This is a genomic window from Allobosea sp. 05L423 (genome assembly GCF_056397745.1).
Map to the genome: position 1 here is coordinate 17,610 of NZ_JBFTOA010000027.1, position 13,926 is coordinate 31,535.

Sequence of the window (13,926 nt, forward strand, 5' to 3'; positions counted from 1 at the left end):
TCCGGAGCTCAGATGTCTCAAACCCTTCGCCAGAGATTGCAGGCTTGCCTCGCCCACGGCTCCAAGGCCGACAAGGCGTTGGCGAGCTACATGCTGGCGCAGATGCCGAGCCTGCCTTTCGAGACGGCGGCCAGCCTGGCCGAGAAGGTTTCGGTCAGCGAACCGACCGTCGGGCGCTTCTGCCGGACGCTTGGCTACAAGAGCCTCAAGGACCTCAAGGGCAGCCTCGCCGAGGAGATCGGCGACAGACCCTGGCTGATCAGCGACCGGCTGCGCGATTTCCAGCAGCGCAGCCTCGCGGGCGACGACCAGCTCGCGCGCAGCCTTCAACTCGAGATCGCCGGTCTCGTCAGGCTCTATGAACTCGCCCAGGGTGAGGAGTGGAAGCGGGTTGCCCGGCGCCTGGCGACGGCGCCCTCCGTCTATGTCACCGGCTTTCAGACCGAGCGGGGCCTGGCGCAGTACCTCGCCAACCAGCTGCAGTATCTGCGCGACGGCGTGCATCTCGTCGATCTTGCCGCCGGCAATTTCTCGGAGCTGCTGCTCTCGGGCGATGCCGGGCGTCATCTCGTGATCTTCGAAGCGCGGCGCTATTCGCGCATGGCCAAGGTGCTGGCAGAGCAAGCGAAGGCGGCCGGCATCCCGACCACGCTCGTGACCGATTCCTTCTGCGACTGGGGCCGCGGCCTCGTCGACGAAATGCTGGTCGTCTCGACCGAGTTCAACCTGTTCTGGGACTCGACCGCCCAGATGGCGAGCCTGAGCAATCTGCTGATCAACGCGGTCTTCGTCGAGCTCGGCCCGCAGGTCGAGCAGCGGCTGAACCGGATGGCTGAACTCTATGGCCGCTTCACCGGCCATGTCGGCGACAACTCAGGCCCTCTGGGCTGAACCACACAAGCCTTTCGCAACATCTCGAAACAAAAGGGGAAGCGGGATGAAGACGATGATCAAGGGGAGCCTTCTGGCGTTGGGGCTAGCCGCGCTTGGCGCGACCGCCGCGCCGGCGCAGGAAGCGACGTTCGTGATGACCGCGCGCCTCGTCGGCGCGCCGGCCTACAATCCGATCAAGGCGACCAAGCTCAATACCGCCACCACGCTGATCTTCGACCGGCTGGTGGTGCAGGATGCCGATCAGAGCTTCCATGGGCAGCTCGCGGCGTCGTGGGAAGCGAGCCCCGACGGCATGCAGTGGACCTTCAAGCTGAAGCCCGGCGTGAAGTTCCACAATGGCGAGCCGTTCAACGCCAAAACCATCGAATGGTGGGTTCCGCAGTTCAAGGGTACCGAGAACGCCTTCACCGTCGAGGCGATCGACCGTGTCGAGGTGGTCGACGACCTGACGGTGCGCTTCCACATGAAGCATCCCGACCCGAACCTGCTGTTCAATCTCGCCAGCTCCTTCATGTGCATTCCCGAGCCCAAGGCCTTTCAGGCGCTCGGCGACAAGTTCGGCGTAACGGAAGCTGTCGGCACCGGCCCCTACAAGATGCAGCAGTTCACCGTCGGCCAGCAGACCGTGCTGGTCCGCAACGACGACTATGCCTGGGCGTCGGATTTGTCGGCCAACAAAGGGCCGGCCAAGTTCAAGAAGCTGACCTTCCGCGAGATCGCGGAGGAATCGACCGCCTATCTCGAGCTTAAGACCGGCGGCGCCGACCTCTTGGTCAACGTTCCGACCGACTTCCTGCCGCGCATCCAGGCCGACAAGGCCGTTAAGCTCGTTACCATTCCCGGCAACGAGCTGGTCTACATGCCGATCAACACCAGCGTCGAGCCGTTCACCGACATCAAGGTGCGTGAGGCAACCGCCTTCGCGGTCAACCAGAAGGAGATCCTGACCAGCCTTTATGGCGGCAACGGTGCGGCTGCGGACACCTTCCTGATCTCCTCGCTCAAGGAATCGCAGGTCGAGCCGAAATACAGGATCTCCTACGATCCGGAGCGCGCGAAGAAGCTGTTCGACGAGGCCGGCTGGAAGGCGGGACCCGACGGCATCCGCGTCAAGGACGGCAAGCGCCTCGAGGTGAAGCTCTGGACCCAGAACGGCACCGAGTTCAAGCGCCTCGTCGAGATCGTCCAGGCCCAGCTCAAGGCCGTCGGCATGCAGGCCGACATCAGCATCATCGATGCGGGCTCGATCAATGCGCAATATCGCAAGAAGACCGAGCACCAGCTCGCGATCCGCTCCTATCAGTGGACCAATGCCGACATCGTCGACTGGTTCTTCGCCGCGAAGCGGGCAGGCTATCCCAACGTCTCGATGTTCAACGATCCGGAAGCCGAGCGGCTGAACGACATCGCCATGAACAAGTCGAAGACCTGGGACGAGCGCGTCGCGAACTTCACCAAGTACCATGAGTACGTGCTGTCGCAGTACGCGTTCGCGCCGATCTACCAGCCCGCACAGAGCCTCGCCTACGGCAAGCGCATCGCGATGCCCGAGAAGATCCGCGGGACCGGGCTCTACGGACCGACGATGCTCGACATCGCGCCGGCGAACTGAGCCTGGATCGCCGCGCGTCCGACAGGACGCGATAACGGCGATCTATCTTTTGTTGCCGCATCGGACCGAAAAGTGGATCCCACTTTTCGGTCCGATGCTCTAGGCCACGGCCGCACACGGGAGAGACCCTTGCTGCGCTTCGCGATCCGGCGGCTCGCCATGCTGGTGCCGGTGTTCCTCGCCGTCTCGCTGGTGATCTTCATGATCATCCATCTCGTGCCGGGCGACCCGCTGGAGCATCTGATCCAGGTCGGCTCGTCGCCCGAGCAGCGGGCTCAGATGATCGCCCGCTACGGCCTCGACCAGCCGCTGCTCGTCCAGTACGGGCGCTGGCTCGCCAAGGTCGTGACAGGCGATCTCGGCGACGCCATCGTGATGCGCCAGCCGGTTTCGCAGCTGATCGCGGAGAACATGCCGCACAGCCTCGCGCTCGGCGGCACGGCGCTCCTCTTCTCGACGACCGTCGGGATCGTGGCCGGCGTGCTCGCCGCCTCCTTCCGCGACAGCCTGTTCGACCGGGCGGTTATGGGCTTCATCCTGCTGGGCTCGACGCTGCCGAGCTTCTGGCTGGCGCTGCTGATGATCCTGATGTTCGCCGTGCAGTTCGAATGGTTCCCGGTTTCGGGCGCCCGGAGCTGGGATGCGCTGGTGCTGCCGGCGCTGACCATCGGTATCGGGGGCACGGCGCTGATCGCCCGCGTCACCCGCGCCGCCATGGTCGAGATCTCCGGCCGGGACTTCGTGCGCGTGCTCCAGGCAAAGGGGCTGCCGTTCTGGCGCATCCAGCTCCGGCATGTGCTCCAGCAGGCGATGCTGCCGGTGATGACCATTCTCGGCCTGCGCATCGGCTGGATCCTCGGCGGTGCCGTCACGGTTGAATACGTCTTCGCCCGGCCGGGTCTCGGCTCGCTGCTGATCACGGCGCTCGGGCAGCGCGATTATCCGCTGGTGCAGGGCTGCCTGCTGATGCTCGCCATTGCGGTGATGCTCGGCACGCTGCTCGGCGATCTCGCCCAGGCGGCGCTCGATCCGCGTCTGCGCGAAGCGATGGGTGCAAGATGAGCCGTTCGTCCCTCGTGTCCCGGCTTGCGCGCTCGCCGCGCGGCGCCCTCTGCGCCCTGTTCCTGATCGCGCTCGTGCTCTGCGCCATCTTCGCACCCTGGATCGCGCCCTACGACTATGCGGCGCAGAAGCTCTCCATGGCGAACACGCCGCCCTCGGCCGCGCATTGGCTCGGCACCGACGAGTTCGGGCGCGACCTGCTCTCGCGCATCATCCAGGGCGCGCGCACCTCGCTCAGCGTCAGCGTGCTGTCCATCGCGCTTTCGGTGATCGCGGGGGCGACGCTCGGCGCTGCCGCCGGCTATTTCGGCGGCATGTTCGACCGGGCCGTCACCGTCATCGTCGACCTGACCTGGTCATTCCCGGAGATCCTGCTGGCGCTGATCCTGATCGCCATCTTGGGCCCCGGCCTGCATTCAACGGCGATCGCGATCGCCATCGCCTATCTCGCGCAGTTCACCCGGCTGACACGGGCGCAGGTCATGGCGCTGAGGGGGGAGCTCTTCGTCGATGCCGCGGTGACGGCCGGCGCGAGCCCCGCCCGCGTTCTCTTCCTGCACCTGCTGCCCAACGCGATGACGCCGGTCATCGTCGCCGGGATGCTGGCGACGGGCGATGCGATCGTGCTCGAAGCGACGCTCGGGTTCTTCGGGCTGGGGGCCCAGCCGCCGATCCCGAGCTGGGGTGCGATGATGAGCTCCGGCACCGCCCAGATCTTCATCGCGCCCTGGATCATCATCTTTCCCGGCCTCGTCATCGCCACGACCGTGATCGCCATCAACCTGTTCGGCGACGCGCTGATCGAGGCGCTCGATATCCGCCGGCCGCTGCGCGACGGCTGACGCTCCGCCATTCAAGCGAAACATAAAGAGACCGCGAGGAACGCCATGACCTTCACCGTGCTGACCGCCGAGTTCTCGCATGAGAGCAATACCTTCAGCCGCTGCCCGGCCGACCGTGCCGCCTTTCAGGACCGCGGTATCCGCAATGGAGAGGCGGCCATCGCCGAACGTGGCGAGGCCAACACGCCTATCGCGGGCTTCCTCGATATCGGCCGGCCGGCCGGATGGCGTGTCATCCACGCGATCAGCGCCGCCGCCCAGCCATCGGGGCCGGTGACGCGAGACGCCTACGATCACATCGCCGGTGTCATCGTCGATACGGCCAAGGCCCATGGCGGGGCGATCGATGGCGTACTGCTCGGCCTGCACGGGGCGATGGTGACGGAGTTCTGCGAGGACGGCGAAGGCGAGCTGCTGGAGCGCCTGCGCGCCGTGCTGGGCCCGAAGGTGCCGATCGGCATCACGCTCGATCCTCACGCCAACGTCACCCGCAAGATGACCGAGCTGGCTGACATCGTCGTTTCCTACAAGACCTACCCGCATGTCGATGTCCGCGAGACCGGGCGGCTGGCGGCCGGCATCATGCAGCGCACGATGGCCGGGGAGATCAGGCCGGTGACGCTGCGCGCCGAGCGGCCGATGCTGGAAGAGGTCAATGGCGGACGCACCGATATCGGCCCGATGGTCGAGCGCATCGCCAAGGCCAAGGCCTATGAGCAGGAGGCCGATGTCTTCGCGGTCAGCGTCAACGGCGGCTTCGGAAATGCCGATATCCAGGAGGTAGGCCCGACCGTCCTCGTCACCTGCCAGGGCGATCACGAGTGCCACCGTGCCTTCGCCGAAGCGCTCGTCGACGACATGTGGCAGCGCCGCTTCGACAAGGTCACGCCGTTCCTCTCGGTGGAGGAAGCGGTGGCGGAGGCGGCCGGCTATGTCGCGACCTCCGGCCCCCTCATCATCGCGGACTATGCCGACAATCCCGGGGGCGGAGGCTATGGCGATGCGACCGAGCTGCTGAAGGGCATGATCGCCGCCGATCTGAAGGATGCCTGCTTTGGACCGATCGTCGACCCTGAGGCTGCGGCCGAGCTGCACCGGTCCAGGCCGGGCTCGACAGTCTCCGTCCGGCTCGGCGGCAAGGTCGACCCTGAGATCGGCGGGGGGCCGCTTGCGCTCACCGGCACGCTCGTCAGCGTCAGCGACGGTGCCTATGTCGGAGACGGCCCGATGATGGGCGGCTTGCATGCGAGCTGGGGGCCGTGCGCCGTGCTGCGTGTCGGTAATATCGAGATCCTCGTCACCACGATCCGCGCCCAGATGAACGACCTCCAGCAGTTCCGTGCCTTCGGCATCGATCCCGCCGCCAAGCGGGTGGTGGCGCTGAAGTCGATGCAGCATTTCCGTGCCGCCTTCGAGCCGATTGCAGGCAAGGTCATCGTCTGCGACAGCGGCGCGCTCTGCACACCCGATCTCACCAAGCTGCCCTATCGCCGCGTGCGGCGCCCGATCTTCCCGCTCGACGCATAGTCGGCGCCTGCGTCGGGAGCCGTCGTTCCGCTGTCGATCCGAGTGGGCCATGCGTTCTGCGCGAGCAGCGGCCCGTCTCAAGCTGTAGGGACACCGGCAGCTTGGCACTCGATTTGGATGAGTTCCGCGATCTGGATCACCGCGCGGCGATGATCCGACCGTTCCGGAGGCCGGCGACGAGAAGGCGGTGGCCGAGGCCGGAGAGGAAATCGACCTCGTCGGCCTTGAGCGAGAGCTTGTAGCGGAGCTCGAGAATGCGGGCTCTCGTCTCGGGCGCGCGTATGTCTGCCAAGGACAGCCTCACGAACTTGATCTCGAGCTTGTCGCAATCCCGCGTTTGCATGACATCGCAGCGCCAGCGGACCAGGCGTTTCCGCCAGCGCCTGGTCTCCTCCTCCAGCCCGTCGAGACTGGCCCGGCTTGAATTGTCGATCATCGCATCGATCGAGGCCGTGATGGTGTCCAGCGCTCCCGGGCCGTCCGTCGATGTCGACATGTCGCCGCCGACGCGCAGCGAGGCGTCGGCTACGATCACGACGATGCGCCTCACCTCCCGCGCTGTCGCCTCCGGGAGTGGCGCCGGCGCCGGTCCGCGCATCGACCTCATGAGGTTTTGGGTGGCCAGATTGTCGACGAGTCCACCATCGAGCAGCTTCAGGTAGCGCAGGTCGGTAGCCGTCGCGTAACGAGCCTGCGTTTCCCGAAGATGGGACACGACCGTGGAGCTCGCAGCCGGCGCCACAGGGACGCCTGGAACGAGCGGACAGGCTGCGTTGAAGTTTTCCAGGACAACCGGCGCAAACAAGACCGGCACGGCTGCCGAGGCTGCGACGGCATGGGATAGGGGAAAGGTGGCGTAGTCGCTGCAGATCGTGCGGAAACTCTCGCGATCGAAGGAGAAGGGCGCACGATTATAGAGGTCCGTCGCGTGCAGCAGGAGGCGCGGCCCTCCCATGCGCTCGAGGTCGCCGAAGGTTGCGCCATGATAGAGATGAGCATCGAGCCAGGCGCCGAGGCCGGTGAGGTCATTGACGCCGCCGCGATAGCCGCGCAGCAGATTGTCCGGCGTGAAGGCGGTCCGCAGCGACGCTTCGGGATCCTGATCGAGGTAATCGCGCCTGAAGGCCGGTATACCCGACGGGCCATGTAAGGCGACATAGGCCGCCAGCATGCCACCGCCTGAAACGCCGGCGACCACCGCAATATCGTCCGCGAGCGTCCGGCCCGTTTCCTCGGGGGCCCGTTGATCGGCAAGCGCCGACAGAACGCCGTATCCGAAGGCGGCAGAACGAGCCCCTCCGCCTGACAGAGCCAGCAGGACTGCAGTGGTCCCTGAACGCGCGGGCGATGAGCGTGGGCCCGCCGACGCCGCGATCTCCGTCAAGGGCAGGTTCGAGGGAGGATTTGAGGGGCTGGCGCAAGCTGCCATGCCGACGGACAGTGCCGCCATTCCCAGAACCTTCAGTGCCTTCTTCCAGCAGCCGGCAGTCGGCTGGCTTGTCGGCTTGAGAACCATGCGGGCGCTATCTCCACCGCCCGCCGTCTTCTCTTGTTGGGACGCGCAGGCCGCGGGAGATGTCGCTTCGGTCGATTATCTCAGCATTATGCCCGCCATGAACCCGAGGCGTTCAGCTCGGCATCGGCAAGCTCAGGCGAAAGCAGGCTCCGTGCGCTCGATCCAGAATTGCGATTGCGCCGCCGTGCAGCCGGACAATTTCCCGCACGAGATGAAGCCCCAGGCCGGCCCCCCGATCCTGGTGGACGATGCGGGAGAAGGGCTCGAACACCCGCTCGCGCTGTTCGGCCGCGATCCCGGGGCCTTCATCGATCACATCGACGATTCGCTCGCTTCCGACCGAGATGGTGATCGTGCCGCGCCGGCCGCCATGCTGAATGGCGTTCTGCACCAAATTGACGAGCGCCCGCTCGAGCCCCGCAGCGTCTCCGATGACGTCAACCTGCTCGGCCTCGGTATCGAAGGCGAGCGCGTAGCCGGCGTTGATGGCGAGTGGCGCAAGATCGCTGGCGACGCGCCGGCCGATCGCGACGAGGTCCAGCCTGACGAAGGCGTTGGGAGCGCGTTCCAACCGCTGCAGGTCGAGCAACTGCTCGGCCATCACGGCGAGCCGGGCGATATCCTCAAGCAGCCGGCCGCGCTGGGCCGAGCCCGGCAACGTCTCCAGCCGGGTCTGCAGGATCGCGATCGGCGTCCGCAGCTCGTGAGCTGCGTCGGCGAGGAAGCGTTTTCGCCGGGAATGCCCCTCGTCCAGCCGCTGCAGGGCACGATTGACCGCATCGACGAGCGGCGTGACTTCAGTCGGCGTCAGCACCGTCGGCAGGCGGGTGCCTTGGCGGTCGATGTCGATCCGCTCCGCCTCCGCAGCAACGGTTCCAAGCCCGCCTAGTGCCCGACTGACCACCATGGGCGTTGCGATCAAGGTCGCCAGGGCCATGACGACCAGCGTGGGCAACACGAAGCTCGCGAAGACGACGAGAATACCCTGGATCAGCCAGCGGAGCGGCGCCTCGCCCCCCGGACCGGTCACGACCTGGATGTCGCCAGCTGCGCTCCCGACCCAGCGCATCTGGGCGTTCGCGCGCGGCGGGTCCCCCAGGTTCCAACCCAGGCGAGCATTGCCGATCTCATCCAGCGCATCGCCGATGTGCGCGAAATGAGACGGCGGAGATCCCTCGACGAGCTGGCGCCCCTGCCGGTCTCGCACGATGTACCAGAGGTCGGGCACCTCGGCGCGCAGCTTGATCAGTTCCGGCGTCTCGCGGATCGCGAGGCTGCCAGTGGCGTCGCGCGACACTGCGTCCTTCAGTGCGTCGATCGTAATGTCTTCGGATTCGAAGTTGAGGAGATGGCCACCGAGATAGAGCGCGGCGATGATCGACACGACCAGCAGCGAGAGCAGCGCAGCTTGCAGCGCGAGCAGCCGGCGCACCAGCCGCCACTTCAGCGAATGGGCACGCGGTGCCTGGAAGGTCATGCCGCCTGCTTCAGCAGATAGCCGATACCCCTGATTCCGTGAATTTCGAGCTCCGCCCCGGCATGGCTCAACCTCCGGCGCAGGCGAGAGACATGCATGTCGAGCGCGTTCGACTGGATTTCGTCGTCGAAGCCGTAGACCGCTTCTTCCAATGTCGTGCGCTGGACGGCGCGGCCATGACGGCGCAGCAGGCTCTCCAGCACCAGCAGCTCTCGCCGCGGCAGATCGAGGGCCTGCCCATCCACGCTCGCGCTGCGATTGCGCCAGTCGAATTCGAAGCGGCCGATGCGCAGGAGGTCCGGTGCCAGCTCCGCCGATCGGCGCAGCACGGCGCGCAGCCGCGCGAGGAGCTCATCGATCACGAAAGGCTTGGCAAGGTAGTCGTCGGCGCCCGTATCGAGCCCCTCGACCCGCTCTTCGATGTCGCCACGGGCGGTCAGCACGATGACGGGAGCGAGCAGCTTCCGGGCGCGTATGCGGGGAAGCAGATCGAGCCCGTCACCATCCGGCAGATTGCGATCGAGCAGCACCGCGCCATGAACGCCGGCCGCGATCGCTTCCTCGCCTTCGGCCAGCGTGGTGACATGGTCGACGACCATGTCGCGTTGCCCGAGCGCCGTGCGCAATGCGCTGGCCATCTCCGGTTCGTCTTCGACCAGAAGAATGCGCATGCCGGGTACTCAGTGGCCGCGCATGAGCGAGGTACCCACGTTCGGCTTGCGGGCGGTGGAAGGCGCTGACGGCTGCAGCATGATGGGGGCTTTGGGCGGGGCGGGGCTTTGGCCGGTATCGCCCCCCACGCTTGCCGCAGCATTGCCGGGCAAGGTGTCTCCGGACCGCTTGCGAACCGGCGATCCCTAGTAGACGTCGGCCTGGTAGCGCCCCGCCTTCCGCAAAGAGGCGACATAGGAGATGGCTTCCTCGCTGGAACGAGCGCCATGTTCGGCGACGACATCGACCAGAGCGCGCTCGACATCCTTGGCCATCCGCTTGGCATCGCCGCAGACGTAGAAATGTGCGCCTTGTTCGAGCCAGGCCCAGAGCTCGCTGCCGCGCTCGCGCATGCGGTCCTGCACATAGACTTTCTCGCCATCGCGGGACCAGGCCAGCGTCAGATTGGTGAGGAAGCCCGAATCCTTCATCGCCTGCAGCTCGTCTTCGTAGAAGAAATCGCAAGCGCGGCGCTGGTGGCCGAAGAACAGCCAGTTCCGGCCCGGCGCCTTCGTCGCCAGCCGGTCGTGCAGGAAGGCGCGGAAGGGTGCGACGCCCGTGCCCGGGCCGCACATGATCACTGGCGTTGCCGGATCGGCCGGCAGGCCGAAGCCATGGGCGCGCTGGACATAGACCGGCACCTTGTCGCCGGGCTGGACCCGTTCGCCGAGGAAGGTCGAGGCGACGCCCCAGCGCGGCCGGGTGCCGACCTTGTAACGGACAGTATCGACGGTCAGCGTGATGCGGCCGGGCGTGGCGTTGTGCGACGAGGAGATCGAGTAGAGCCGCGGTTGGAGCGGATCGAGCGCCTCGACGAAGGCCTCGGCCGAGAGCCGCGCCTGCGAGAACTTGTGCAGCGTTCCGAGTACGTCGAGCCGGTCGAGGTCTCCATCGGGGTCTTCACCGGCGGCAAGGCGTCTGGCCTTGGCGCGGGCTTCGCCCCCCGTGACGTAGGAGATGAGCTGAAACAATGCGTCAGGCGCCGGGCCGAGCGCGCAATCGGCCACGAGCTTGTCCCGCAGGGACTTGCCGCCGATCTCTGCATCCGGTCGCGCGCCCAGCAGCGCGATCACGGCATCGACGAGGCGCGGGTCGTTCTGTGCGACGATGCCGAAGGCGTCGCCGACGACATAGTCGAGGCCGGATTCGGAGAGGTCGAATTCGACGTGCCAGGTCTCCTTTTCGGAGCCCTGGCCATTGAGCTTGCGGCGCGAGAGAAAGGTCGCGAGCGCGGGGTTCTCACGGCAGCGCCCCTTTGGCCCCGGTTCCGCAGCCGGAGCGGTCTCGGTGGGAGTGCCCGCGGCGGAAGCGCCGGGCTCCTCCATCAGGGTCTTGATCTGGCGCAGCGTCTCCTTGCCGCCGGGCGCGCAGAGATTGAGCCGCCCCTCCGCTCGTGAGGCGATGGCGGCGGAATAGGTTTCGCAGACATAGCCGCATTGCCCGCAATCCTGCTGCGCCATGGCGGCGTAGAGCCGGCGGGGCAGGGGCTTGCCTTCGGCCAGCTGCATGCGCTCGGCCATCTCCAGCGACGGATCGTGCCAGGGCGCCCCGTCCTCGGCCTCGGCCATGACGGCGGCGTTCTCGGCCGGCGAGAGTGCGGTTACGCCGGCATTGTCGAGCGAGAGCAGCCCGGCGAAGAAGCCGTTCAGCCAGGAGCGCTGCTCCTGGCGCGCAGGATCGCCTCGACCAGGGCCGGTGCGTCCTCCGCCTTCACATTGGTCCGGAATTCGCGGCCGATGCCGCCTTCGACGCCGAAGCCGCCGCCGACAAAGACGTGGTAGCCGGGAACGGTGTCGCCATCGTCATTGATCGGGACCTTGGCGCCGATCAGCCCGAGATCGCCGATATAGTGCTGGGCGCAGGAGTTGTGACAGCCGGTCAGGTGGATGTTGACCGGTGTGTCGAGCGTGATGCGCGGCTCGCAATGGGCGGCGATGGCAAGCGCGTCCTCCTTGGTATGGGCGCCGGCGAATTTGCAGCCGGTCGCGCCGGTGCAGGCGATCAGCCCCGCGCGCAGGATCGAGGTCTCGGCGGAGAGGCCGACGGCCTGCAGATTGGCCAGCACGTCCTCGATCTTCGCGTCGGGCACGCCGGAGATCAGCAGGTTCTGCCAGACGGTGAGGCGGATATCGCCGTCGCCGCAGCTCTGGGCGATCGAGGCGATGACGCGCATCTGCTGGGCCGTGAGCTTGCCGACCGGCAGCGCCACGCCGATCCAGTTCAGGCCGGGCTGTGCTTGGCCGTGGACGCCGATATGGGCGAGCCGGTCATAGACCGGGCGCGGCTTGACGAAGGCGTTGTCGAGCCGGATCAGCCCGCGGCCGAGCTTCTCCTCGACGGCGGCGAGGAACTTGTCGAAACCCCAGGCGTCGAGCACGTATTTGAGCCGCGACCTGTTGCGGTCGGTGCGGTCCCCGTTGGCGATGAAGACGCGCACGATCGCATCGGCGACCGCAATCGCGTCGGACGGGGTGACGATCACGCCGGTGTCGCGGGCAAGGTCCCTATGGCCGGTGATGCCGCCGAGTGCGAGGCGATACCAGATCCCGGGCTCAACCGGCTGCCCCTCGAAGGTGGCGCCTTCCGCGACCTCGATAGCCTGGAAGCCGATGTCGTTGGTGTCCTCGAGCGTCGCGACGGAGCCGGCGCCGTCGAAGGCGACGTTGAACTTGCGCGGTAGCCCGTAGAGCGAGCGGTCGTTCAGGATGTGATGATGCCAGGCGCGGGCATGCGGGCGGGTGTCGATGAGTTCGAGCGGATCGATACCGGCGGTCGCCGATCCCGTGACGTTGCGGATGTTGTCGGCGCCCGAGCCCTTCGCGGTGAGGCCGAGATCGGCGAGGCCTTCGAGCAGAAGGGGCGCATGCTCGGCGGCGATCTCGCGTATCTGGAGATTGGCCCGGGTGGTGACGTGGCTGTAGCCGCCGCCGAAGCTCTCGGCGATGTCGGCGACACCCGCGAACTGCCAGGCCCTGAGGATGCCGTTTGGAATGCGCAGCCGGCACATATAGCTGTTCTGCGCGGGCGCCACGTAGAACAGGCCGTGATAGCGCCAGCGGAAATTGTCCTCCGGCTTGGGATAGATGCCGGCCTGGGCCTGTTCCTTGAAGCGGGCATAGGCGTCGAAGGGGTGCTCGGCGGCTTTCCACTTCTCCTGATCGACGAGCTTGCCGCCGGCGGCAACCGTCCGCGCCTGCGCCTCGGCATGCTCCTTGTCGGGCCCGGACGGTGCGGCCTTGGCCGCGCCCGGCGCACCGCCGAGCGGACCAAGGCCGCGCGCGGTGCGAGCCGACTGCATGCCGCTCACGAAGCCTTCGAGGTAGCGCTTCTGATCAGGGGTGAAATCGTCGCTCATGATACTTTTCTTCCTCAGCCTCATCCTGAGGAGCGCCGCAGGCGCGYCTCGAAGGATGCTCCAGCGCCCTCTGGACCATCCTTCGAGACGGTCGCTTGCACGGCCTCCTCAGGATGAGGGCTAGGGGCGGTGTTCGGGTCACGCCGCCTCGACGAAGCGATGGCGCTCGTAGAGGAACTTCAGCACCGCCTCGCGCGCGGCGATGTAGGTGCGGTCGGAGACCAGTTCGAGCCGCTTGCGCGGGCGCGCGAAGCACACGTCCAGCACCTCGCCGATGCGGGCAGAGGGGCCGTTGGTCAGCATCACGATCCGGTCGGAGAGCAGCACGGCCTCGTCGACGTCGTGGGTGATCATGATCATGGTGTTGCCGAGCGCGGCGTGGATCTGCATCACCGAGTCCTGCAGATGCGCGCGGGTCAACGCGTCGAGCGCGCCGAACGGTTCGTCGAGCAGCAGGATCTTCGGCTCCATCGCGAGGCCGCGGGCGATGCCGACCCGCTGCTTCATGCCGCCGGAGATCTCGCCGGGGCGCTTGTCCCTGGCATGGGCTATCTGGACGAGGTCGAGATTGTGCATGATCCAGCCATGCCGCTCGGCCTTGCTCTTTCTGCCGCCGAAGATCTTGTTCACGGCGAGCGCGACGTTGTCGTAGACGGTGAGCCAGGGCAGCAGCGAGTGGTTCTGGAAGACCACGGCGCGGTCCGGGCCGGGCGCGTTGACCTCCCTGCCTTCCAACAGGATGCCGCCGGTCGTCGCAGGCGTCAGCCCTGCGATGATGTTGAGCAGGGTCGACTTGCCGCAGCCGGAATGGCCGATGATCGAGACGAACTCGCCCTTGTCGATGACGAGGCTGACGTCCTTGAGCACTTCCGTGGTGGCGGCGCCGCGCTGGAAGCGTTTGTCGACGTGGTCGATCTTCAGATAGCTCAT

Annotated in this window: 11 protein-coding genes; 5 read left to right on the plus strand and 6 right to left on the minus strand. The window is 66.6% G+C overall.

Translation table 11 applies throughout. The features are described 5' to 3' along the window. The first annotated feature begins 12 nt into the window (after window positions 1–12). The 5 genes from AC1DNE_RS28445 (at window position 13) to AC1DNE_RS28465 (ending at window position 5,937) form a co-directional block, all read left to right on the plus strand. Entirely contained in the window at window positions 13–891 is an 879-nt protein-coding gene (locus AC1DNE_RS28445) for a MurR/RpiR family transcriptional regulator (protein WP_441472565.1), read from the plus strand. 46 nt (window positions 892–937) lie between these two features. Next, complete coding sequence (locus AC1DNE_RS28450; protein WP_441472566.1) at window positions 938–2,506, plus strand: ABC transporter substrate-binding protein; 1,569 nt, start codon at window positions 938–940, stop codon at window positions 2,504–2,506. 129 nt (window positions 2,507–2,635) lie between these two features. Beyond that, the gene (locus tag AC1DNE_RS28455; RefSeq protein WP_441472567.1) at window positions 2,636–3,568 is read left to right on the plus strand and encodes an ABC transporter permease; all 933 of its coding nucleotides are present in this window, start codon (window positions 2,636–2,638) and stop codon (window positions 3,566–3,568) included. Beyond that, the gene (locus tag AC1DNE_RS28460; protein ID WP_476767268.1) at window positions 3,565–4,410 is read left to right on the plus strand and encodes an ABC transporter permease; all 846 of its coding nucleotides are present in this window, start codon (window positions 3,565–3,567) and stop codon (window positions 4,408–4,410) included. Before AC1DNE_RS28455 ends, AC1DNE_RS28460 begins: the two co-directional genes overlap by 4 nt. 45 nt (window positions 4,411–4,455) lie before the next feature. Further along, window positions 4,456–5,937 carry a M81 family metallopeptidase gene (locus tag AC1DNE_RS28465; protein WP_476767269.1) on the plus strand — a complete coding sequence of 494 codons (1,482 nt, stop codon included), beginning with the start codon at window positions 4,456–4,458 and terminating at the stop codon, window positions 5,935–5,937. Window positions 5,938–6,073: 136 nt separating this feature from the next. Here the strand turns inward: AC1DNE_RS28465 and AC1DNE_RS28470 are convergent, their stop codons facing one another. The 6 genes from AC1DNE_RS28470 to AC1DNE_RS28495 all read right to left on the minus strand — a co-directional run bounded on the left by AC1DNE_RS28470 (window position 6,074) and on the right by AC1DNE_RS28495 (window position 13,926). Further along, entirely contained in the window at window positions 6,074–7,453 is a 1,380-nt protein-coding gene (locus AC1DNE_RS28470; protein WP_476767270.1) for a patatin-like phospholipase family protein, read from the minus strand. A gap of 112 nt (window positions 7,454–7,565) precedes the next feature. Further along, the gene (locus tag AC1DNE_RS28475; RefSeq protein ID WP_476767271.1) at window positions 7,566–8,930 is read right to left on the minus strand and encodes a sensor histidine kinase; all 1,365 of its coding nucleotides are present in this window, start codon (window positions 8,928–8,930) and stop codon (window positions 7,566–7,568) included. Next, a complete protein-coding gene (locus AC1DNE_RS28480) occupies window positions 8,927–9,601 on the minus strand; it encodes a response regulator transcription factor (RefSeq protein WP_476767272.1) in 675 nt (224 codons plus the stop codon). The genes AC1DNE_RS28475 and AC1DNE_RS28480 overlap by 4 nt, the downstream gene beginning before the upstream one ends. A gap of 186 nt (window positions 9,602–9,787) precedes the next feature. Continuing rightward, window positions 9,788–11,368 carry a sulfite reductase subunit alpha gene (locus AC1DNE_RS28485; protein WP_476841337.1) on the minus strand — a complete coding sequence of 527 codons (1,581 nt, stop codon included), beginning with the start codon at window positions 11,366–11,368 and terminating at the stop codon, window positions 9,788–9,790. Beyond that, window positions 11,287–12,996, minus strand: a complete 1,710-nt coding sequence (locus AC1DNE_RS28490) for a NirA family protein (RefSeq protein WP_476841329.1) — start codon at window positions 12,994–12,996, stop codon at window positions 11,287–11,289. The genes AC1DNE_RS28485 and AC1DNE_RS28490 overlap by 82 nt, the downstream gene beginning before the upstream one ends. A 138-nt stretch (window positions 12,997–13,134) precedes the next feature. Continuing rightward, window positions 13,135–13,926, minus strand: coding sequence for an ABC transporter ATP-binding protein (locus tag AC1DNE_RS28495; RefSeq protein ID WP_441472574.1), 792 nt, complete (start codon window positions 13,924–13,926; stop codon window positions 13,135–13,137).

Excerpts from the sequence above, each read along its gene's own strand:
- AC1DNE_RS28470 (WP_476767270.1), bottom strand. The coding sequence starts at position 7,453 with ATGGTTCTCAAGCCGACAAGCCAGCCGACTGCCGGCTGCTGGAAGAAG.
- AC1DNE_RS28495 (WP_441472574.1), bottom strand. The coding sequence starts at position 13,926 with ATGAGCTATCTGAAGATCGACCACGTCGACAAACGCTTCCAGCGCGGC.
- AC1DNE_RS28445 (WP_441472565.1), top strand. The coding sequence starts at position 13 with ATGTCTCAAACCCTTCGCCAGAGATTGCAGGCTTGCCTCGCCCACGGC.
- AC1DNE_RS28460 (WP_476767268.1), top strand. The coding sequence starts at position 3,565 with ATGAGCCGTTCGTCCCTCGTGTCCCGGCTTGCGCGCTCGCCGCGCGGC.
- AC1DNE_RS28465 (WP_476767269.1), top strand. The coding sequence starts at position 4,456 with ATGACCTTCACCGTGCTGACCGCCGAGTTCTCGCATGAGAGCAATACC.
- AC1DNE_RS28475 (WP_476767271.1), bottom strand. The coding sequence starts at position 8,930 with ATGACCTTCCAGGCACCGCGTGCCCATTCGCTGAAGTGGCGGCTGGTG.
- AC1DNE_RS28450 (WP_441472566.1), top strand. The coding sequence starts at position 938 with ATGAAGACGATGATCAAGGGGAGCCTTCTGGCGTTGGGGCTAGCCGCG.
- AC1DNE_RS28490 (WP_476841329.1), bottom strand. The coding sequence starts at position 12,996 with ATGAGCGACGATTTCACCCCTGATCAGAAGCGCTACCTCGAAGGCTTC.
- AC1DNE_RS28480 (WP_476767272.1), bottom strand. The coding sequence starts at position 9,601 with ATGCGCATTCTTCTGGTCGAAGACGAACCGGAGATGGCCAGCGCATTG.